This window comes from Bradyrhizobium sp. Kon56, from assembly GCF_055807635.1.
This window is the reverse complement of the sequence record NZ_JBVVOU010000023.1, coordinates 77,783-97,169: the sequence shown is the minus strand read 5'-3', so window position 1 is coordinate 97,169 and position 19,387 is coordinate 77,783. Positions and strand designations below refer to the sequence as shown.

25 protein-coding genes and 1 tRNA gene are annotated in these 19,387 nt (G+C 61.9%); 7 read left to right on the top strand and 19 right to left on the bottom strand.

The window, feature by feature from the left end; all coding sequences use genetic code 11:
- Positions 1 to 3: 3 nt before the first annotated feature.
- Both AC0L3B_RS29040 and AC0L3B_RS29035 read right to left on the bottom strand, forming a co-directional pair.
- The gene (locus tag AC0L3B_RS29040; RefSeq protein WP_473351520.1) at positions 4 to 510 is read right to left on the bottom strand and encodes a hypothetical protein; all 507 of its coding nucleotides are present in this window, start codon (positions 508 to 510) and stop codon (positions 4 to 6) included.
- A gap of 115 nt (positions 511 to 625) precedes the next feature.
- Positions 626 to 802 (bottom strand): hypothetical protein, encoded by a 177-nt coding sequence (locus AC0L3B_RS29035; RefSeq protein WP_473351519.1) that lies wholly within the window; start codon positions 800 to 802, stop codon positions 626 to 628.
- A 286-nt stretch (positions 803 to 1,088) separates the two neighbouring features.
- On the opposite strand from AC0L3B_RS29035, the gene AC0L3B_RS29030 reads away from it, so the two are divergent.
- Positions 1,089 to 1,307 (top strand): hypothetical protein, encoded by a 219-nt coding sequence (locus AC0L3B_RS29030; RefSeq protein WP_247790053.1) that lies wholly within the window; start codon positions 1,089 to 1,091, stop codon positions 1,305 to 1,307.
- On the opposite strand, the gene AC0L3B_RS29025 is transcribed toward AC0L3B_RS29030, so the two are convergent.
- Positions 1,291 to 1,896, bottom strand: a complete 606-nt coding sequence (locus AC0L3B_RS29025; protein ID WP_473351518.1) for a hypothetical protein — start codon at positions 1,894 to 1,896, stop codon at positions 1,291 to 1,293. The genes AC0L3B_RS29030 and AC0L3B_RS29025 overlap by 17 nt on opposite strands.
- On the bottom strand, positions 1,850 to 2,362 hold the full coding sequence (locus AC0L3B_RS29020; protein ID WP_473381480.1) for a hypothetical protein: 513 nt from the start codon (positions 2,360 to 2,362) through the stop codon (positions 1,850 to 1,852). Before AC0L3B_RS29020 ends, AC0L3B_RS29025 begins: the two co-directional genes overlap by 47 nt.
- On the opposite strand from AC0L3B_RS29020, the gene AC0L3B_RS29015 reads away from it, so the two are divergent.
- Positions 2,355 to 2,684 carry a DUF4238 domain-containing protein gene (locus AC0L3B_RS29015; protein WP_473381479.1) on the top strand — a complete coding sequence of 110 codons (330 nt, stop codon included), beginning with the start codon at positions 2,355 to 2,357 and terminating at the stop codon, positions 2,682 to 2,684. The two genes, AC0L3B_RS29020 and AC0L3B_RS29015, sit on opposite strands and share 8 nt — an antisense overlap.
- Positions 2,620 to 3,261 (top strand): DUF4238 domain-containing protein, encoded by a 642-nt coding sequence (locus tag AC0L3B_RS29010; protein ID WP_473381478.1) that lies wholly within the window; start codon positions 2,620 to 2,622, stop codon positions 3,259 to 3,261. Before AC0L3B_RS29015 ends, AC0L3B_RS29010 begins: the two co-directional genes overlap by 65 nt.
- Before the next feature lie 645 nt (positions 3,262 to 3,906).
- Here AC0L3B_RS29010 and AC0L3B_RS29005 read toward each other — a convergent pair.
- The 4 genes from AC0L3B_RS29005 to AC0L3B_RS28990 all read right to left on the bottom strand — a co-directional run bounded on the left by AC0L3B_RS29005 (position 3,907) and on the right by AC0L3B_RS28990 (position 5,595).
- Complete coding sequence (locus AC0L3B_RS29005; protein ID WP_473351515.1) at positions 3,907 to 4,704, bottom strand: hypothetical protein; 798 nt, start codon at positions 4,702 to 4,704, stop codon at positions 3,907 to 3,909.
- Positions 4,705 to 4,706: 2 nt separating this feature from the next.
- Positions 4,707 to 5,087 (bottom strand): hypothetical protein, encoded by a 381-nt coding sequence (locus AC0L3B_RS29000; RefSeq protein WP_473351514.1) that lies wholly within the window; start codon positions 5,085 to 5,087, stop codon positions 4,707 to 4,709.
- A 62-nt stretch (positions 5,088 to 5,149) separates the two neighbouring features.
- Positions 5,150 to 5,377 carry a hypothetical protein gene (locus AC0L3B_RS28995; RefSeq protein WP_473351513.1) on the bottom strand — a complete coding sequence of 76 codons (228 nt, stop codon included), beginning with the start codon at positions 5,375 to 5,377 and terminating at the stop codon, positions 5,150 to 5,152.
- Positions 5,377 to 5,595, bottom strand: a complete 219-nt coding sequence (locus AC0L3B_RS28990) for a hypothetical protein (protein WP_473381477.1) — start codon at positions 5,593 to 5,595, stop codon at positions 5,377 to 5,379. The genes AC0L3B_RS28995 and AC0L3B_RS28990 overlap by 1 nt, the downstream gene beginning before the upstream one ends.
- A 34-nt stretch (positions 5,596 to 5,629) precedes the next feature.
- Between AC0L3B_RS28990 and AC0L3B_RS28985 the strand changes: the two genes are divergently transcribed.
- On the top strand, positions 5,630 to 5,839 hold the full coding sequence (locus AC0L3B_RS28985) for a hypothetical protein (RefSeq protein ID WP_473351511.1): 210 nt from the start codon (positions 5,630 to 5,632) through the stop codon (positions 5,837 to 5,839).
- Between the two features lie 318 nt (positions 5,840 to 6,157).
- On the opposite strand, the gene AC0L3B_RS28980 is transcribed toward AC0L3B_RS28985, so the two are convergent.
- Positions 6,158 to 6,286, bottom strand: coding sequence for a hypothetical protein (locus tag AC0L3B_RS28980; protein ID WP_473351510.1), 129 nt, complete (start codon positions 6,284 to 6,286; stop codon positions 6,158 to 6,160).
- Positions 6,287 to 7,070: 784 nt separating this feature from the next.
- On the bottom strand, positions 7,071 to 7,358 hold the full coding sequence (locus AC0L3B_RS28975) for a hypothetical protein (RefSeq protein WP_473351528.1): 288 nt from the start codon (positions 7,356 to 7,358) through the stop codon (positions 7,071 to 7,073).
- A gap of 351 nt (positions 7,359 to 7,709) precedes the next feature.
- Between AC0L3B_RS28975 and AC0L3B_RS28970 the strand changes: the two genes are divergently transcribed.
- Positions 7,710 to 8,084 carry a site-specific integrase gene (locus AC0L3B_RS28970; protein ID WP_473351509.1) on the top strand — a complete coding sequence of 125 codons (375 nt, stop codon included), beginning with the start codon at positions 7,710 to 7,712 and terminating at the stop codon, positions 8,082 to 8,084.
- Between the two features lie 57 nt (positions 8,085 to 8,141).
- On the opposite strand, the gene AC0L3B_RS28965 is transcribed toward AC0L3B_RS28970, so the two are convergent.
- The 9 genes from AC0L3B_RS28965 to AC0L3B_RS28925 form a co-directional block, all read right to left on the bottom strand.
- A tRNA-Ser gene (locus AC0L3B_RS28965) sits at positions 8,142 to 8,246 on the bottom strand.
- Positions 8,247 to 8,426: 180 nt separating this feature from the next.
- Positions 8,427 to 9,173 carry an SDR family NAD(P)-dependent oxidoreductase gene (locus AC0L3B_RS28960; RefSeq protein WP_007594617.1) on the bottom strand — a complete coding sequence of 249 codons (747 nt, stop codon included), beginning with the start codon at positions 9,171 to 9,173 and terminating at the stop codon, positions 8,427 to 8,429.
- Between the two features lie 52 nt (positions 9,174 to 9,225).
- Positions 9,226 to 10,188 (bottom strand): carbohydrate kinase family protein, encoded by a 963-nt coding sequence (locus AC0L3B_RS28955; RefSeq protein ID WP_473351508.1) that lies wholly within the window; start codon positions 10,186 to 10,188, stop codon positions 9,226 to 9,228.
- Between the two features lie 36 nt (positions 10,189 to 10,224).
- Positions 10,225 to 10,917: an L-fuculose-phosphate aldolase gene (locus AC0L3B_RS28950; protein WP_473351507.1), complete on the bottom strand. Its 693-nt coding sequence runs from the start codon at positions 10,915 to 10,917 to the stop codon at positions 10,225 to 10,227.
- 19 nt (positions 10,918 to 10,936) lie between these two features.
- Positions 10,937 to 11,701: a hotdog family protein gene (locus AC0L3B_RS28945; protein WP_473351506.1), complete on the bottom strand. Its 765-nt coding sequence runs from the start codon at positions 11,699 to 11,701 to the stop codon at positions 10,937 to 10,939.
- Positions 11,702 to 11,722: 21 nt separating this feature from the next.
- Positions 11,723 to 12,292 (bottom strand): peroxidase-related enzyme, encoded by a 570-nt coding sequence (locus AC0L3B_RS28940; protein WP_473351505.1) that lies wholly within the window; start codon positions 12,290 to 12,292, stop codon positions 11,723 to 11,725.
- A 14-nt stretch (positions 12,293 to 12,306) separates the two neighbouring features.
- Entirely contained in the window at positions 12,307 to 14,619 is a 2,313-nt protein-coding gene (locus tag AC0L3B_RS28935) for a molybdopterin-dependent oxidoreductase (RefSeq protein WP_473351504.1), read from the bottom strand.
- Positions 14,616 to 15,374 (bottom strand): CoA-transferase, encoded by a 759-nt coding sequence (locus AC0L3B_RS28930; RefSeq protein ID WP_473351503.1) that lies wholly within the window; start codon positions 15,372 to 15,374, stop codon positions 14,616 to 14,618. Before AC0L3B_RS28930 ends, AC0L3B_RS28935 begins: the two co-directional genes overlap by 4 nt.
- Complete coding sequence (locus tag AC0L3B_RS28925; RefSeq protein WP_198288244.1) at positions 15,374 to 16,159, bottom strand: CoA transferase subunit A; 786 nt, start codon at positions 16,157 to 16,159, stop codon at positions 15,374 to 15,376. Before AC0L3B_RS28925 ends, AC0L3B_RS28930 begins: the two co-directional genes overlap by 1 nt.
- Positions 16,160 to 16,429: 270 nt before the next feature.
- On the opposite strand from AC0L3B_RS28925, the gene AC0L3B_RS28920 reads away from it, so the two are divergent.
- Both AC0L3B_RS28920 and AC0L3B_RS28915 read left to right on the top strand, forming a co-directional pair.
- Positions 16,430 to 17,584: an ABC transporter ATP-binding protein gene (locus AC0L3B_RS28920; protein ID WP_473351502.1), complete on the top strand. Its 1,155-nt coding sequence runs from the start codon at positions 16,430 to 16,432 to the stop codon at positions 17,582 to 17,584.
- A complete protein-coding gene (locus tag AC0L3B_RS28915; protein ID WP_007594627.1) occupies positions 17,581 to 19,377 on the top strand; it encodes an ABC transporter permease subunit in 1,797 nt (598 codons plus the stop codon). Before AC0L3B_RS28920 ends, AC0L3B_RS28915 begins: the two co-directional genes overlap by 4 nt.
- Positions 19,378 to 19,387 lie beyond the last annotated feature (10 nt).

Genomic DNA, 19,387 nt, shown 5'->3' with positions numbered 1-19,387 from the left:
AACTCACTTTCCATTATGAGCTGGCGAGGAAGATACGGCCTCCCTCGCCTGCCCGATCGGTCCCGGCAGCTCGAACACCTCGCGGTGCAGCTCCGGGTGTTTGGCATCTAGGAACCGCCTCTCACCCTGCGTGTCCCTTCGAACCCGTTGGACGAGAAGCAGATTGATCCCGAATGCGGCGAACCACTTCGCGCGTGTCTCTTCGCTGAAGACGGCGCACATGGTCTGGGCCGCGCGCGTCTTCCCTTGCAGCATATACTTGCAGGCGCGGGCCTTGGTCTGGCTGGTGAAGGGACCGCCGACTTCGGGGAATCGGCCCTTCAGCTTCCTCTTGCCGCCGTCACCCTCGTATTCGAGAACGGTCTTGGCGCCGCCGTTTAGGATACGGGCGAGGCCCCGACGATGCGCAGGCGCACCGCGCGGAAGGCGGACTTGCCCTCCTCGGTTACATTGACGACGTACCAGCTTGTGGCGTTGGACTTCATGGGGTTGGTTTTGGGTGATGTTCACCGTTTGGGGCGCTGAACCTTGTTTTAGAAAATCTTCCAGATAAGGACGTACAGGACGATGCACCCCGCCAAGTTCGACACCGCCTCAGCCAGCTCATGAGCGGGTGTGCAGTCCATCACAACTTCCCTGTCCAACGATGCCAGCGGTAAGTATCCTGCCCGCTGGCGTTCGGACGCTCCTCATGCTCGGCCGGATCGTCAGCCGCGTACAGGTAACCCTTGTCACGCAGGCGGCTGAAGATATTGCGGGCATCGGTGGTGCCGAGCTTCTGTACAGTCACCTGCTGCTGCACCTGCGTCAGCCCATGCCCGCTCCCGCCCAACCCGGCGCCGGCAGCCTCTCCGTTCGATGCGCGATCCCCTTCTAGTGGACGCGAACACCAGCCGTGATGCAGACGCCGCCGAAATGGCGGCTCTGTATCGCGCTGCCGACGACAGAGGCAGGGAGTTTGCCGCGCACATGGACAAGACCGTGTTTGCTTTGGCATAGAATGAAGCAGGCGCGTGAGGAGCGGGACGCCTTTAAGGCCGAGTACAAGGCTAGGTACCAACTCGGCGGTAACGAATAAACGATACGACATGACCAGCAAAGCTAAGCGCACCATCAGCGTCTCTCCTGAGAGCGATTACGAAATACACCGGCTTGCAAATCTCTGGGGCGTCACCGTCACCAGGACGCGGGAGCGCTGCTATCACTACGCTGCGACGGGGCGCATCGGAGAGATTGCAGAAATCAAACGAGCTTCCTCCATTCGCCAAGCGGAGGCCAAGGTTGAAATGCTCAAGGCTGAGCGATAGGCCAATCATCCATCAGCTTTGTCCGGCCCTTCGGCAGCTCTGTGTATGGGCTATGAGCCAGCAGGAAGTCGCGCCAGAATCGCATGACCGCTTCAAATAGCATTGCGGCTGGGGCCACATGCGGCAATCCCTCATGCATGCCCATGTCTAGGACGAAGTAAGAATAACCTTCATTGTAAGCCTCTTCATTGAAGGCAAAACTGTTCAGAGGGCCAACATCGACCGTACTGATTTGAAGACCACCCGCCGGTCGAAAATGTTTTGAGCCGTTCGCCAGCGGCTCCATCTGCGCGTACCAGACGTGACTATTCAGCCAGTCCCTATACGCCTTGAAGTCCTTTGCAATGCCTATCTCCTGCCGTCGGAGCGCGTCGTTCTTGAGGTAGTCCTTCCACACCCACTCATGAAGATGATATGCCGTGATGACGAAATTCATCGCGTGCCGCGCGGAGCCTTGATTGTCGCAGAAGTCGTCGAACTCCTGCACAAGCTTTCCGTAAAACTGGAGCGGGTTGGTGATGCCGAACACAGCGGCCCCTTTGCTAATCCGCCATTGACGTAAACGGGTTCCGAGGTTGCGGAAGCTCATTCTGCGGGCCATATTGTTTGAGGAAGTCTGACCAGAACATCACAACCTCCTCGACGACAATCACTGCCTCGATCCAGCGGTCGTCTTCAACTTCAACTTCAAGCATTCGCTCCTGATATCCATCCTCTACATAGCCGTCTTGAGCATAGGTCGGCGACGACTTCGTCTTGGCGAGCTTACTGGCGAAATGCTTGCTACCGTTTGCAACAGCCTGTGTGATCCTGAACCAGGGCTGGGCTTGATCGACCCAAGCCAGAAATGACGGCTTGTCCCTGATTCCCAGGGCGGTCCACGTGACATAGTCGGTCTGGAGCCAGTCCCCCCAAATCCATTCGGCGATGTGGTAGGCCGACAGCATGCAGTTAATAGCATGCCTCGGGGATCCGGGCTGCTCTACAAAGTCATCATAGTCCTCAAGCATCTTGCCGTAAAAACTGACCGCGCTATCTATTCCAAACATGACCATCCCGCCGAAGCCACCGAAGCACCATTATATCCCTGTTTTCTATCTCCGCGAGTGGACCAATCATGAAGGCCGGCTGATTGAATTCAGCCGCCCTACCGGCCAGGAGGTTCAACCGCGGGCGACGGCGCCCAAGGGTACAGGCTTTGTCAGAGGGCTCTACCGGCTTGATCACCTCAGCGGCGACGCAGCAGAGGCCTTTGAGCGATTTTTCTTCTCCTTGGTCGACAATCTAGCCAAAGACAGTATGGACATTCTGCTTGGCAGGCGAGAGGTGCCCTTCGACCACCGAAGCCGCAGCTGTTTTAGGGATGCTGTTCCGTAACCCCGAACGGCTCTCAGCCACGCGGAAGTACGTCGAGGATTTTACGCTCGATAACTACGAGCGGGACAAAATCGCGTACGAAGCGCAGAAAGCTGAGGACGATCCGGAGTACATTGAGTACCTGGTCCGCAACGTAGCTTTCACGACGATGGACTGGATTAAGGGAATGCTGGAGAGCTCGAAGCTGGGGCAGCACATGAACAACATGTACTGGTCCGTCCGCGACGTTTCCGATGGAGGGCTGAAGCTCTTCACTTCAGACCGCCCCGTCGTGATGACGAACGGGCTGGGCTACAACTGGTCTAACTTGGTGATGCCCATTAGCCCGACGAAGGCATTCATGGCGACCAACACGGTTGAGATCATGCAGCAGCTCAAGGGTATGAGCACCATGGAGTTCATCAAGTTGTCGAACGAAAAGGTGCTGAAGTACGCACAGAAGTTCGCATGGAATACGAATGCCGACCAGATCAACGTCGCTCGCCGTTACCTTTCACTGGATGCTGAAGTAAGCCGAACCTTCTTTGACGCCCCGCCGTTTCGTCAGGGCCAGTTAGTCCAACAACCGAGAGTCTAAGGCATAGGCGCCCGCCCAGGCGGCGTCCCGCTTCGTCCTCGCCGAGGTCTTTCCCCAGCGCGCCTTTCGCGGCCGCCTGCATCTCAGGCTTCTTCGCGTTGCCCTTGCCGGTGGCGTGAACCTTCAGCTTACCGAGGTGGATCGTCGACTATGGCAGCCCCGCCAGCTCGCAGGCGAGTACGGCAGCTCCGAGCATTGGGAAGAGAGCTTTGACGCTGGAGAACTGGCCGGAATGGCTCCTCGATGCAGACGCCGATGCAATCCGGTCCTGCGAAGCGCTGGACGCCCCCGTCAACGCCAACCGTCCTGCTGCCGATGTTGCCTCAAACCGAAGTGCCTGGGCATCTAATCCTCCATCAACATAAACCCGGCTAACGCCGAGCGTCGTCCCAGATCCAATCCCGAGCACGTACTTGCGGCTCAAGCACGGGGCTTTGTTGGGTACCACAACGTAGAGAGGAAGCTTGCGCCCGGCTTTGCGGATCAGAGATTTAGTCTCGTCCACGAGTTTGGCTGGCACGCGAAGAGGAACGGTAGGTTCGCCATACGGCCCGCTGCTCGGCCTTCGGTCAGATCGCATCTGGGGCGGGTATGTTTGCATGAATCGATCGTGAGCCGAGGAGAGAACCCCGTCAAACCATTTGATCAAAGCGTGGGCAGGACTTCCCGCTTCTCAAATGTCCGATCGCTTCGGTAAAAGCTCTCGTAGGATTTATCGTCGCCGTAAAACACGGAATGGACCCCATACTCGTTGGTGTCCTTGAACCAGAACCCTTTCACCACTTCAGCGACGTCATAGAGCTTGAAAACGGCTATCTCCGCCGACTCGTAGAGCTGGCTGCCGTCAGACAACTGAAAATCGGACAGTGCACTCCGGCGAGCGGCGTTGAACTCCCTCACCGCTTGCTTCAACCGCTCCTTGAATTTCGAATCCTTCACCTTCTGCACGTAGCCGAGGAGATGGTCTTCCTCTTTCTTGCTGAGCATCGGCATCTGCATGCGCCATTCCTCTGACGCCGCACGCTGCAGCGAGTGGAATTTCACGAGATTGAAGAAGTGCTCATCGAGGTCGTCTTCGCTATAGCGTTCAAGGCTCTCCCGGTAGAGAACATAGGGACGCGTCCCGATGAAGTCGAAGTTCTCGTACACAGGGTATCGCTCGGTGAGGATGAGGAGTTGAGCCTCCCGCACCTTTGCATCCGCTGCAAACAGCTTTTCTTGCTCCGCCAGTGCCCGGTTATAGATGGTGTAATAGCGATCCGGGTTTATCTCGATGAGGTAGTTGGACAGCTCGCGCGCATATGCGTGGATGAGGTTGCTACGGTCGATAGCCGATGCCTGCGATGACACGGAGGCGTCCTGCGACGCGGGCTTTGCCTTGGGACGATACCCGTAGCCAGCAAGCGCCCCCATGGCGAAGACCAGAATGTATCCCCACTCCATCGTCAGTCCTCGTCGTGCAGAAGCACGCCTTCCTTCTGGAAGGTGCTGTCTGTCCGGTAATAGCTCTCGAGGAAATCGTCATCGTTGCCGGCGAAGAAGCTGTACATCCCGTATTCGTCGAGGTCCTTGAAATAGAACCCCACGCGAGTCTCAGCGAAATGGTCGAGATGGAAAGCTTGGAGGTGAGCGGTCTCGAACACCATCTCGCCGTGCTTGGCTCGCCAGAGAGGCTGGTCCCGCTCGCGCCAGTGGTATTCGCGCATGCCCGCTTTGATGTGATCGTATAGGAGGTTGTCCTTCGACAGCCGCTCATTGGCGACTTTCGCCTGCTCCAAGTTCCTTGACCGCTGCCACAGGTACCACCCGCCAGCGATCACCAGCACGATAAGCCATGACTCCATGGTGCTCCCCCCCCGGCCCATTATCGCCCGGAGGTTGCGGCAGCTCAATACTGCGGACGCTTCAGCAACTCGGGCAGCCGGGAGATCGCTTTGGCGATCCGTCTCGCCTCCTCGCGGGACAGGAATTGGTGGGCGCACTGGTAGCCGTTGCGATGGAGATCTTCACGGAGGGGGACGCCGCAGATAAAGAAGCCGCTGGCGTCCTTCACCTCGAAGCCGTCCTTGCGCTCCTCCATGGTCCAGGGAGCCGGAAAGCGCCAGAGGTTGTCCATCAGGCCCTGCGGTGTGCGGGGGTACCCTTGATGCGCTTGCCGGAAGCATAGCTCTTCAGGTTCAGCCCCTCCTCGGCCAAGAGCTGATCGCGCTGGCCGCAGAGGCCTTCGACCTTGGCCTGCATCCGGGTCAGCAGCGTTTCGGCCGAGGCGGTCGAGATGCCTGCCCGGCGCAGGGTCTGTATTTCCGTTTGCTGGCGGCCGATTTGTCGCCGCATGTAGCTGATTTCGTTCCGGATTCCGTCCAGTCCCATGGCCACACCCTTGAATGCGACCGTAGAACAAAACGGGATCATAAGAGTCAACGGCTCAGAAGCGGCGAACCAGAATAATTCCGACGCCCAGCAAAAAGCCCGCGATTACGGCGGGCAAGCCGATCGCGGTGATATGGGCGCCCCAGAGGCTCATTTCGAGAGAAGTCTGCACTTGGATGTCTCCATGTTGGAAACACCCGGCGGGTGACCACTAGTTTACTACTTGTGCAGCGCAGCGAAGAGCGTTTGGAATCGCCACAAACGAAAGGGCCGCCCCAAAGGACGGCCTTTCAGAATAATCTCTAATCGAATGTAATTCCTAAATCGGGGAGCTCTGACCATCCCCTTTATTCGATCACCTTGTCAGGATGATCTTGATCCTGATGCTGATAAGCATTTGGACCTCTTTCCGCCGCCGGGCGCTACGTCGGCTTTTGGATTACGGACAGCGCCGTCCGCACGCGCCATCAAGCACAGCGGGAAGTTGTCCGCCAGAAGTATATATTCTCGGCGGTGCGGAACCAATTCAGGTATGCAGGACGAGAAGACCTCGCAGGAGCCGGTCCCTCTCCATGACTCCCGGCCCGATCGCCAGCCGGATATCGGCGATGAATTCGGCGACGCTGGGCAGCTTGGTCCGGCCGACCACGTCCACTTCGCCGCCTTGCGGATGGCCTAGAGCGGGATTCGAGGTAGCGGCACCATTCGGCGACCTGCAGCGTCAGCTTAGCCTGATCGCCCGTGTAGACGTTCATCACCGCGACCATCGGGGCGTTCACCTTCTCCAACTCGTTGCCACGCATCTTCGCGGGCTGCACACGTCAGAAAGGGATCTCACTGCCTGGGCGACAGTGTCCCTCACCTGCTCCGTCAGTGACGACACTGCCGGCGGGTGCTTGCCCCGTATCGAGACCGCCACAGCTGATGCTGCTCCATGACGGCTAGCCATGACTGCACTGAGGGCGGCAGCAAGTCCATTGTCAAAGCGACCGCCAGTTGTTCGGCTTTCGCCGCGGTTCGCGGAGCGGCGACAGTGAGAGCGCCAGGTTGCCGGCCAGTCTGCCTTGCGACCGCCGTGGACGGCATTTCCGCTGGTCCAGTAGTCGGAGAAGTCGGCCCACTCGTTGCTGATACGACTGACGTCCCATCCGAATTGTTCGTTTGCCCGGGAGGGAGTGTTGCGCTATTTCGCAGAAACTCTTCAAGACGGATTGCAGACGTAGATCCTCGACGGGGGGCTTTCTTGGTTGGGAGGACTCAGAAGGGGTATCCGTATATGTATCTGTGTCTGCAACAGTAATCGTTTGGACTTTTCGGCCGATCGTTTGGCTCTTTCGGCCAAACTGTTCGGCGCTTTCCGCCAAGCGATACCAATACGTGCGCTTACGTTGCCAGCGCTGAATTGATCTCGCGCGATGAGTTTCGCCATGAGCAACCGCTCAATCGCATTGCGGATTTGCTTCTCGCCAAGATACGGGAAGAGACCGCACCACGCGGAGCGCTGTTGTATGCCCATCGCGGACATTTTGCCCGTTCAAGGCGTTGCGAAGGCACCAGTGCTCGATGTTGGAGAAGATGATGGCAGCTTCTACGCGGACTTCGGCGGCAAGATCGATGTCGAAGGAGTGCATAATACGGGTGCCCTCGTGCAAAGGAGAGCAGATCTCAACGACCCTCCGGCATGTCTCAACATCGAACATTCCGATGTGGCAACGCTTCCGGTTGATGCCTAGTTGCTCAGACAGCCAGCGATAACCAGAGCCACGAGCCCAAGCCTTCCTATAATTTTCGCCTCGGTCTCGGCGCCCCCTTGAGCAATTTGGCCTGCCAGAGAGGATCGAAAGCAGCCCCTAGCCCTCAACGCCAAGCTTGAGTCAGGAATTCGTATACAGCAAGCACAAAACCGACTTATCTTTCCTCAGCTGTTATCTGAACGAGAGGGTGTCGGCGCCTTCGAGATCGGGCACTACCGCCCGAAGGAGCGTCCGAACAGCGTCAAGATCGTACACCCCAAGAATGGAGAGGAAGCTTGGTGGCCGCTCTTCGACGAGGCGGGCGAGGCGCTGTTCCCCGAACTGATGGCCGAACTCGACGAGATTAAAAAGACAACAATCTCCGGCCTCGTCTTTCGGCGGGACCACGCGCATCGTAGGTCCCGCACCCCGCTGCCATGGATCACCGAAAAGAAAGATCTCCGCTACCTCCGCGATGTCGTGAAGGAGATCATCCGAGCCGCCGGCCTGAGGGAGGAATTGTCGTTTACCTCGTTCCGGCATGGCGGGTTCACCGAGGGAGCAGACAGCGACCTAACGGACGCCGAACTGCGCGCAGCTGGTCGACACCGTTCGTCGCGGCAGTTGCCGACCTATGCGAAACGCACGCGCAAGCAGCTCATCTCGGGCACCAAGAAGCGCCGCGACGAGCGAACAAAAGCAGCCGGTTTGTCGGAATAGCCGCTGACCGCTTGTCGGAATGGGCGGCTCGCAAGGTATTCAAGCTATTGAAAAGCTTGGTGGGCGCACCAGGGCTCGAACCTGGGACCCGCTGATTAAGAGTCAGCGACGGATTGAGAACAATCAAGGACTTACTGGTCGCACCACAGGGCTTATCCGACCGATAATCGGCATTCGTCGCACGATCTAACGATTGTACTGCCTGATATCCGAACCCGCGCACTCGGATTTTACGGGTTCAGCGGCGATTACGAGGCCATCGACAGGTTCAAGTCCGGGGAGTCGCAACCATCTCAAATTGCTGTTTGAGATAAGGGCTTGAACGAGCGATCGACCCCGTTACTAGCTGTAGAAGATGCCTCCGTCCACGTTAAGGGCTTGACCGGTCACAAACGCTGAATCATCGGACGCGAAAAACGCCACGGGCCCGACGACGTCCTCCGGCTGCCCGAGCCTGTGCAGGTCCGTGACCTTTTCGAAATAGGCGACCCGCTCGGGATCGCGAAGATTGTTCATCCCCATCTCCGTCATGATGATGCCCGGGCATACGGCATTGACCGTGATGCCGAAGCCTCCGAACTCCATGGACGAAACTCGGGTGAAGCCGACCACGGCCGACTTCGATGCGGCGTAGTGGGACTGTCCCGGACCGCCCGTTCGGGCCGCGAGCGAGGCAATGTTGACGATCCGTCCGTATTTGCGCTCCTTCATGTGCGGCACCAAGGCCTGGGTCATCTGGAATACGCCGCGCGTGTTGACGGCGAACGTCTGATCCCAGGTTTCGGTGGTCAATTCGTCGATGGTCGCCAGCCTGAGTATTCCCGCATTGTTGACGAGCACGTCGACGTGTCCGAGACCCCGGACGGCTTCAGCCACGGCTCGCCTGCAATCGCCGACGTCGCTGACGTCGCCCAGCACCGGGATGCAGCGGCGGCCGAGCTCCTTGACCTCTGCAACGGTCTCGAGGAGGACCTTCTCCTGGGCCGTGATGTCAGTCAGCGCGAGATCGTAGCCGCGCCTGGCAAGACCAAGCGCTATCGAGCGGCCAATTCCGCGGCTTGCTCCGGTCACGATCGCATGTCGGGCCATGTTGCGTTCTCCCCTGTCGTTCGGATGAATGTTTCTTGATGGTGTGAATGGATCAGACGCGAGCCGGTTTGCGGACCGGGAGGCTGTTCATGGCCTTCACGGTCTCGTCGAACGATACGAGATTGGCGCCCGAGCCCAACCCCGTCGCGACGATCGCGGCCGTCGCGGTCGCGAGCTTGGCGCAGTCGAGCAAGTCCCAGTCGCGCGCGAGACCGGCGATGAAACCACCCGTGTAGGAATCGCCGCATCCCGAGGTGTCGCGCACCGCAACCTCGAACGCCGGCACCGTGAACTGACGTCCGTCACGGGTCATCACGAAAGAGCCCTCGGCGCCGAGAGAGATGGCACAGGCCCCCGCTCCCCTCTCGATGAAGAACCGCGCACACGCGGCGGGATCATCGGTTCCGACCATGGCGCTGGTCTCGTCGATGCTCGGCATGAAGAAGTCGACGTAAGGCAGCAACGGTTCGACCAGCGCCAGCGTTTCGCCTCGCGCCTGGATCAGATCGAGCGTCGTCGTGCAGCCGGCCGCTTTCGCGTCCCGCAGCAAGGCAACGGATGGCGCGCCGTCCATCGCGAGCAGGGAGCCGACCCCGCCGAGATGCAGAATCTTGCTCCGGCAAGCGGCCACTTGCGTTTCGGGCGCGATCCGCCAGCGGGCAGAAGCGCCCCTTGCGTGCATGACCGGACGCGAGCCGTCGGGCCGGATCGGCAGGATCGTGGCCGAGGTCGGACTGCCGGCCATCCGCTCCATGAGGGAAATGTCGATGCCTTCGCGCTCCAGCGCGTTCAACATCCAGTCGGCCTTCTCGTCGGAGCCGACGGCGCCAACCGCGAGCGCCTTCAGACCGAGGCGCGCGCAAGGCACGACCGTTCCGCCGGCGGTGCCTGCGACCGCGAGCCGGATTTCTTCGATCAGCAAGCGTCCGCCACCGGGCGGAATCTCGGTGACCGGGACCCCCAGAATATCCAGAATATATGTGCCGCAGACGCTGACGTCGTGAGTGTTTGCCATGAGTTCTCGCAGGAAAGTGGTTTGAGCAGGATTCATCTAGCTCGGTTGCAGGGGAATCTTGAGCGCACCGTCGTTGTCGCGCAGGCCGTACTGCCCCCATCGCTTCAGGATGCTGTCGATCTCCTCGTCCGGCAGCAGCGGAGGAGAGCCGAGTTGAAGGCAACCGTGATATTGCTTGGCAAGCACCTCCACCTCCACCGCGAGCCACATCGCCTTGCGCAGGTTGGGACCTATGGCGATCAGGCCGTGATGGGCGAGCAGGCAGGCGCGTCGATAGCGAAGCGCGTCCAGGGCCGCCTGCGAAAGTTCGGCCGTGCCGTATTGGGCGTAGGGTGCGCAGGGGATGTCGTTGCCGCCGGCGGCAGCAATCATGTAGTGAATCGCAGGGATCGCGCGGTTCATGATCGCGATGACAGTGCAGAAGATCGGATGCGCGTGAACGACGGCGCCGACTTCCGGCTTCGATCTCAGGATGTCGAGGTGAAAACGCCATTCCGTCGACGGGACGTTGCCCGCCGACGCGGCCCATGAGCCATCCCACTTCATGGCCACGATGTCCTCGGGCTTCATGCGGTCGTATGGAAGACCGGACGGCGTGAGCAGCACGCCGTCGTCGGTTCGGACGCTGATGTTTCCGGACGTCCCCTGGTTGATGCCTTGCGCCGCCATCTCACGACATGCGTCGATGACGGACTGACGAAGCTCGAGCTCTGTTTCGCGACTGGTCATGCGCTGTTCCGACTCCCGTTCATGTCGTTGCTCCGAGCTGAACCTGGCGGTCGACCAGCAGCCACGTGGTTCGTGCGATCGCCAACACGTCCTGTTCCGAGCTCAACAAAGCGCTCTCGGCAAAGAGCTTGCGGCCCTCCCGCGCGGTCGGCCAGGCCGTCACCACACAACGATCGCCGGGGCGTGGCCGGCGATTGATCCGCGCCGCCATGCGTCCGAGCAGGGCCGTCTCGTTTCCGTTCAAGCCCAGATGACGGGCACCCACGCTGCAATAGCCGGTGGGACAATCGAGGGCGGCCCAGACGAATTCGGGCGCGACGTAGCCGTCGTCGCCGGACAGGCTGCCATGAGGTATCCAGGACGCCGCGAACACCACGGGCTTGCCGGGGACTGCTCCCGCCTGCAGCGGACCTGCGAAGATTCGGAGACCGTCGCCATGGGCACGCGCGGGGCCGCAGACAAAGCAATCCGGAAGGTCGTGGGTCCGTTTGTCGTAAGGCGTTCTGCGGACCGCCTCTTCGGCGGCTTCGTAGCTCACTTTGGGAACGTCCGGCACATCGATGCCCGTTACATGCGCCGTCGCGAGCAGCTTGTCGTTCTCGCGCAGCTCGATGGGGCCGTCAGCCCCCGTCCGGACGTCTAGCGGCCGCTCCAGCGGAGGCGGCGCGCGTAACGTGACTTCGGCGTCTCCCGCGACGTGCCTTGCGAGACATCCGCATACATAGCCTCCGTTGCCGGAGTTCGGCGGTCCCCGGAAGCGTCTGTCGATGACAAGCGATACCATTGCGGTCTTCGTCCGAGGCGTTCAGCGGCCCATCGCAAAGAATTCGTCGTTCGGACGCATGCTGGTGACGTTGGCGAGGCGGTTCGACATCCCGAAAAATGCAGCGATGGCCGCGATGTCCCAGACGTCCTCCTCCGTGAACCCGTGTCCCTTGAGATCCCGGACGTCGACATTGTCGACCTCATAGGCACGCGCCGAGACCTTCATCGCGAAATCGAGCATCGCCCTTTGCCGCGCGGTGATATCGGCCTTGCGATAATTGACGGCGACCTGGTCCGCGATCTGCGGATTCTTCGCCCGTACGCGCAGGATCGCACCGTGTGCGACGACGCAATACTGGCATTGATTGGCGCTGCTGGTCGCCACCACGATCATCTCGCGCTCGGCCTTGGTGATCGGCCCGGGCTTGTCCATCAGCGCGTCGTGATAGGCGAAGAACGCCCGAAATTCGTCCGGGCGATGCGCGAGCGTCAGGAAGACGTTGGGCACGAAACCGGACTTCTCCTGAACCGCCTCGATCCGCGAGCGGATATCCGCAGGCAGGGTCGCGATGTCGGGAACGGGAAAGCGGCTGATGGGGGGCGCAGACATGTTGCAAGCTCCTGTTAGACTGCCGCGAGCGCGACGAGCGTTTCCTGATAGGCCTCGAACGCATCGCGCCGGTCGGCGGCGTAGGGCTCGACCCGCACGAGGCAGGTGTGGGCCGAACAGCCCTGGCCGAATTGAGACGTGCCGATGTCGAGCGTGAGCACGTTCGGATTGCCGGCAACCTCGAGGCCGCTATTGCCGATCGGCGTGAACCAGGCGCCGGTCGGGAGCACCAGCACGCTCCCTCGGACCTTGTCGGTGACCTCGGCCGTCGCCAGGCACTCCCCGCGGCCGTTCCAGATACGGATCGTCTGACCATCGGCGATGCCGAGAGCAGCCGCGTCGTCGGGATGCAGGTGAGCCCGTTCACGGCCGTTGCGCTTCATGGCCCTGCTCGATGCGCCGGTTTCGAGCTGGCTGTGAAGACGGCCCGCCGGCTGGTGCGAGATGAGGTGCATCTGGCCGGCATCGGCGGCGTTGCCGAGCCATTCAGCCGGCTCGATCCACGCCGGATGCGAGCGACAATCGGCATAGTCCAGCCTGGCCAGAGTCTCGCTGCCAAGCACGATCTTGCCACTTTCGGTCCTCAGCGCATGGGCCTCCGGCTCGTTGCGGAAGTCGGCGAGGAACGTCTGCTCGGCCTTGACCGGGCAGCGAGCATAGCCGGCTTCCCAGAACGCATCAAAATCGGGCATCGTGAAATCAAAGCGCTCCGAAGCGTCGCTGCGGCTTGCTTCGTAGAGATGCCGGACCCAGCCGATCTCGTCCCGGCCCTCGTTGAAGCGATCGGCCACTCCGAGCTTGCCTGCGATGGCGTTGAAGATCTCGAAGTCGGAGCGAGATTCGCCCAGCGGCTCGATTGCCTGCTTCATCGCCAGGATGAAGTCGGAACGCCTGTTGCCGGCAAGATCGTTGCGCTCGATCGACGTGGTTGCCGGCAGCACGATGTCCGCGCGCTGAGCTGTCGCCGTGAACATCGGATCCTGCACGATGATCGTCTCGGGCCTCGTCCAGGCGTTCGACAGGCGATTGAGATCCTGATGATGGTGGTAAGGATTGCCGCCCGCCCAATAGACCAGCCTCGTATCCGGATAGGTGCGGATCTCGCCTTCATAGCTGAATGGCCGGCCGGGATTGAGCAGCATGTCGGTGATCCGCGCCACCGGGATGAAGCTGTCGATCGGTCTGGTCAGCTGTGAGATGGCCGGAGACCGGGCCAGGTTGAGCGGCGCTCCCACGCCCCCCAGGGACGCGTAGCCGTAGCCGACGCCGCCGCCCGGCAATCCGATCTGGCCGGCGATCGACGCGAGTCCGAGCGCCGCCCAGAACGGCTGTTCGCCGTGATGGGCGCGCTGCAGGCTCCAGCTCACGGTCAGCATGCTGCGCGTGTCGACCAGGCGCCTTGCGAGCCGGGCGACCTTCTCCGCATCGAGGCCGCAGATGCCCGCAGCCCAAACCGCCTCCTTGCGGACGCCATCCGCCTCGCCTTCGAGATAGCGAAGCAGACGATCCGCGCCGCTGGTGCAGCGCGCAAGGAAATCCCTGTCGTGCCGCCCCGCCGTCACGATCTCGCCCGCAAGGCCGAGCATCAGCGCAGTGTCGGTGTTCGGGCGGATCGGCCACCATTCGGCATTGACCCAGTCGGGCAGATCGTCCTTCAGCGGCGAGACATGAATCACCTTGATGCCGCGCGCGACGATTTTCCTGAGATAGGTTTCAAGCCGGTGGCTGCCGATTCCGCCGGCCTCGTTCTGCGCGGTTCGAGGCGAGAGCGCGCCGAACACCACCAGCGTCTCGGTGTGCTGCGCGATGGTGTCGAGCGTGTTGGCACGGCCGCCGCATGCATCGTCGCTGCCCAGCGTGTGGCGCAAGATCACCGGGCCTGCCGCGATCGAATAGGTGTCGACATGCCTGGTGAAGCCGCCAACCAGGTTGAGCATGCGCTTCAGAAGCGAAGAAGCATGATGCAGGCGGCCGGAGTTGGTCCAACCGTAGGAGCCGGCGAAGATCGACGCATTGCCGAAGGTGCCGGCGACGCGGCGCACTTCGTCGGCGACCAGCGTCGTCGCCTCGTCCCAACTCACCGGCACGAATTTCTCGCGGCCGCGGCCTCGGCGATCGCTCTTCTCGCGCTTGTCCAGCCAGCCGGAGCGGACCATCGGTCGCAGCACGCGACGCGCCGGGTTCGCCCATTCGGCGACAGAATGGATGATCGGGGAAGGAGCCGGATCGTGCTCGAACGGCTCGACGCCCACGATGCGATTATCCTCGACGAGGATCGTATATGCACCCCAATGGCTGCAGTGCGGGACCCGCTTGACTTCGCTCATGCGTCAACCGTCCCAAGCTCGCGCCGCATCTGCGCGGCGAATTCGGGATAGGTTTCGGCGAGTTCGTCGAACACGCGGCCGCGGAGCAGGTCGAGTGTCGCTCGATCGGGCAACGCGGTCTGCCGCGGCTCGGCGTCGTGGGCGAACCGAAAGCCGGTCGCCTCTTTGATCTCCGCGAGATCATGCCCGGGATGGACACTCTCCAACTTGAAGCCCGGCCGCGTCTTGTCGAAGCGGAAGAGGCCTTTGCCGGTCAGCAGGGCGATAGGACCGCCGGTCCGGAAAACCCCGTCCGGACTGACACCTGGGGCACTGATGAAGTCCACCTTCTCGACGAAAACACGCGGCGTATGCTCCTCCCGGAACAGGATGACGCGCGGCACGACGAAATAAAGATAGGCCGACCCGAACGAGCCCGGCCAGCGCACGCTCGATCGCGGATAGTCCCCGGCGCCGACGAGGTTCACGTTGCCGAAGCCGTCGATCTGGCCACCGCCGAGGAAGAACGCATCGATCCGGCCCTGACCCGCGCAATCGAACAGTTCCGCCGAACCGTTGGTGAAGAAATTGTGCTCGACGGAGCCGAGAATGGAGATGCGTGGACCGACGGCGCCCTCCGCTTCCTTCATTGCGCGCAGCAGCATCGCGCCGGCGGCGGGAATCGGAGACGAGGCGCCGACCGCGACATGCCTGACGCCATCGAGCAGCCGCGCGATGGTGCAGATCAGCACTTCGCGAGGGAGGACGTCGGCCATCACGCGGGCTCCATCTGCGCCTGGGCCATATAGGCGGAGAAGCCGTCGGCCGTTCGCGCGGCTTTCGCGTAGCGTCCGATCTCCGCGCTGTCTGTCGGATACTCGCCCCACAGACCATAGGGCCACGCCCCCTTCGGAGCGCGCGCGACCGCCGTGACGTAGAGCGCGGGCAGCACGCCGGCAGCGCTCATCTCGTCCGCAAGCAGATTCTCTTCGACGATGCGCTCCACCGTGACGAGCGCGATCCGCGAGGCGTAGGCCATCACGGCAAGCTCGCGGCGCCGTCCGATCCAGACATTGCCGAACCGATCTGCCAACGGCACGTGGAAGATCGTGACGTCGGGCTTGATGGCGGGAATCAGCACGATCGGATCGCCTCCGTCCGCCATCGGATTGTCGACGACGCGCCAATCGTCGCGATGCCGGAGCAGATCCGTTCCGATCAGCCCCCGGAGCGGCATGAAGGGACTGCCCTTCTGCGCCGCCATCAGGCCCGCGTGGATGGCAGGGCACGTCGCGTCCTTTAGTCGAACCGCGCCTTCCTTGACGGCGGCGTTGAAGCGGGGCGCTCCGCCCGCTTCGCCGAGCGAGACGGCGCTGGTCTCCACCGTCCGGACCAGACCTGCGCCGACGAGCTGGTCGACCTGCAATCCGCCGGTCGGCACGCACACGAGTTCGAGGTCGCCCGCGCCATGCTCGATGATCGGCCGGGTCATGGCCATGGAGACGCCGGCATAATCCACCGGCAGCGCCACGCGCATGCCGGGCTCGATGTGCTTCGCCATTGCACGAGGCTCGCTCAACACCATCATCCTCCCTGCGGATGTTCTATATTATAGAACGTTATTCCAAATAAATGTTAGACGGATTTGAACGCGACTGTCAATCTGGCTTCACCGGATAGGCCTTTGTTTGCAGGGGATGTCACCTGCGCAGGCGATCGCGGCGCGCGCGGCTGCGTCGCGGATTGAACGGCGCGACTTGACAAGTGCGCGCGCTACGCCAACAATAATTGGAATAGCGTTCTACAATATAGAACAATTGGGAGGAGAAGAATGGGTGAGCCCGCGGCTCTGCGCACAACGCGCTCCGGCGACGTAGGCGCTCGGACGTCGCCAAGCGGCCTCCCACGGGAGCGCGGCACCATCGGATCGAGCATCGCCGTCCGCGGCGCCGTGAAGCGATACGGCAGCTTTCATGCGGTCGACCGGATCAGCATCGACATCGAGCCGGGTGAATTCATCACGCTTCTCGGCCCTTCCGGGAGCGGCAAGACGACGCTGCTCAACCTCGTGGCCGGATTCCAAAGCCTCGACAGCGGCGAGATCCTCGTCGACGGCAAGCCCGTCCACAACGTGCCCACGCACAAGCGCGGCTTCGGCATGGTCTTCCAGAGCTACGCGCTGTTTCCCAACATGACGGTGAGCCAGAACGTCGCGTTTCCGCTTCGCATGGCGGGCGTCGACCGGTCAACCACGGACCGACGCGTCGCCGAGACGCTGGAAATCATGCGCCTGACGGAGCATGCGACGAAATCCCCCTCGCAGATGTCGGGCGGACAGCAACAGCGCGTCGCGATCGCCCGCGCCATCGTCAGGAGGCCCAGGGTCGTGCTGATGGACGAACCGCTCAGCGCCCTCGACAGGCGGTTGCGCGAGTCGATCCAGATCGAGATTCGCGACCTGCACCGGACCATCGGCAGCACGATCCTGTTCGTCACCCATGACCAGGGCGAAGCCCTGACCATGAGCGACCGCATCGCGGTGCTCAACGCAGGCAAGATCGTCCAGATCGGCCGCCCGCTGGACATCTATCGACATCCAACGGATCGCTTCGTCGCCTCCTTCGTCGGCGAGAGCAACCTGATCGAGGCGGAGATTCTGCAGAAGCGCGGATCGACGCTGACGATGAAGAACCGCGCGGGATACGTGTTCAGCGCCGAAAGCCGCGACACGATCGACGTCGGGCGCGCAACCGTGCTGGTGCGTCCGGAACGCATTGCCGTATCGAACGAGCCGACCGCGAATTCCACGCCCGTCAGCGTCACGTCTGCGATCTTCCTGGGCGAGATCCTGCGGATCGAGGCTCACATGGAGGGCGGAGAGCCGCTCCTGATTAGATGCACCGACATGGCGGACCGGCCCCTGCCCTCGGTCGGGGATCGCCTGCATGTGAGCTGGGGCGCAGCGGACTGCTGGGTGCTTGCATGAGCTCGGCATCGATCGGCGTCCAGGCGGACCGCCCCGCGGAGCTTGATCTCGTCAGGAGGCTGAAGGATCCAGCGCTGCTGCTGCTGCCGGCGCTAGCCTTCCTTGCCTTCATCTATCTCCTCCCGCTGATCGATCTGATCCGTATCAGCGTCAGCGGACCGTCTTGGTCGTCGTATTTCGCGCGGGTGTTCGCGATACCGCTCTATTGGGATTCGCTCGTCCGCACCATGCAGATCTCGGTGACCGTCGCGGGCCTGTGCCTGCTGTTCGGATATCCGACTGCGCTGCTCATTCACCGCAGTCGCGGCATTGCCCAGGTCCTGATCGCGACCGCGATCGTGCTGCCCTATTTCATCGCCATCCTGATCCGGACCTACGCCTGGATGGTCCTGCTCGGCCGCAACGGGCCGGTCAACAAGCTGCTGGTCTCGATCGGCATATTGAGCGAGCCGGTGCAGCTTCTGTTCAATCGCGGCACGGTGCTTCTCGGCATGACCGCGGTGCTTCTGCCGCTGATGGTGCTGACGATCTATTCCAGCGTAGCGCGCCTCGACCAAAGCCTGACGCGCGCGGCGCTCGCCAGCGGCGCCGGGCCTCTTGCGGCGTTCTGGCGCGTGTTGCTTCCGCTGACCTTGCCCGGGATGGGCGCCGGCTTCCTGCTGGTCTTCGTCGCCGCGATCGGCTTCTTCATTACGCCGACCCTGCTCGGGGGACCCGGTGACCAGATGTTTGCCATGCATATCACCCAGCAGGCGGACTCGGTCACGTCCGAGGGATTCCTGCAAGCCTTGGGCGTGGTGCTGTTGACGATCACGTTGGCGGTGGTCGCGGTGGCCGGACGTTTCCTCGGCTTCGAGTTCATCTGGGGCGGCCGCAAGCTGACGGAGACCGCGCCGAGAGCCACAGATCGCCACACGGGCGATGTCGGCCGCCGCAGCTTCGGCGCCTCGGTTGCCGATTTCATTGGTTGGCCGCTCCTGCGGCTGTTCGGGCGGCTGCCGGCGAGCTGCGGGACTTGGACCGTGCGCGTCATGGGCGGCCTGGTCATTGCCATTCTCATCCTGCCGATCATCGTAGTGATGATCATCTCCTTCAGCAGCGCGAGCTATCTGACCTTCCCGCCGCCGGGCTTTTCATTGCGCTGGTATGAGCAGTTCTTCTCGGATTCGAACTGGATGCGGGCGTTCTGGACGTCCCTGGTCGTCGCGTCGATGTCGGCCGCTATCGCGATCGCGCTGGGCGCCTCGGCGGCCCTCGGCATCGTCAGGAGCAACATTCGCGGCAAATCAGCCATCATGCTGCTCCTCGTGAGTCCGATCATCGTTCCCCCAGTCGTCCTCGGCCTGTCGCTCTACAGCCTGTTCCTGCGTTTCGATCTCGTCGGCTCCGTGTTCGGCCTTGCCGCCGCGCATGCGATCGGCGGCCTTCCCCTCGTCGTGGTGATCCTGTCCGCCTCGCTTCAAGGCGTCGATACCAGGCTCGAGCAGGCAGCGGCCGTCCATGGCGCGTCCTCCCTGACGGTGTTCCGTCTGGTGACGCTGCCGGCCATCATGCCGGGCCTTGCCGCAGCGACGTTCTTCGCCTTCCTGCATTCGTTCGACGAACTGGTGCTGACGCTGTTCCTGTCGAGCGCGGAGCTGAAGACGCTTCCGCTCATGCTGTGGGGCGACGTCAACTATCGGCTCAACCCGGTGCTGGCCGTGGTCTCGACGCTGGAGGTGCTGCTGGTGGTCGCAGGGCTCGCCCTTGCTCGCCCCGTTCTCGCGACGTCGCGGAAGGCGACGTCACAATGATCGACTTCAA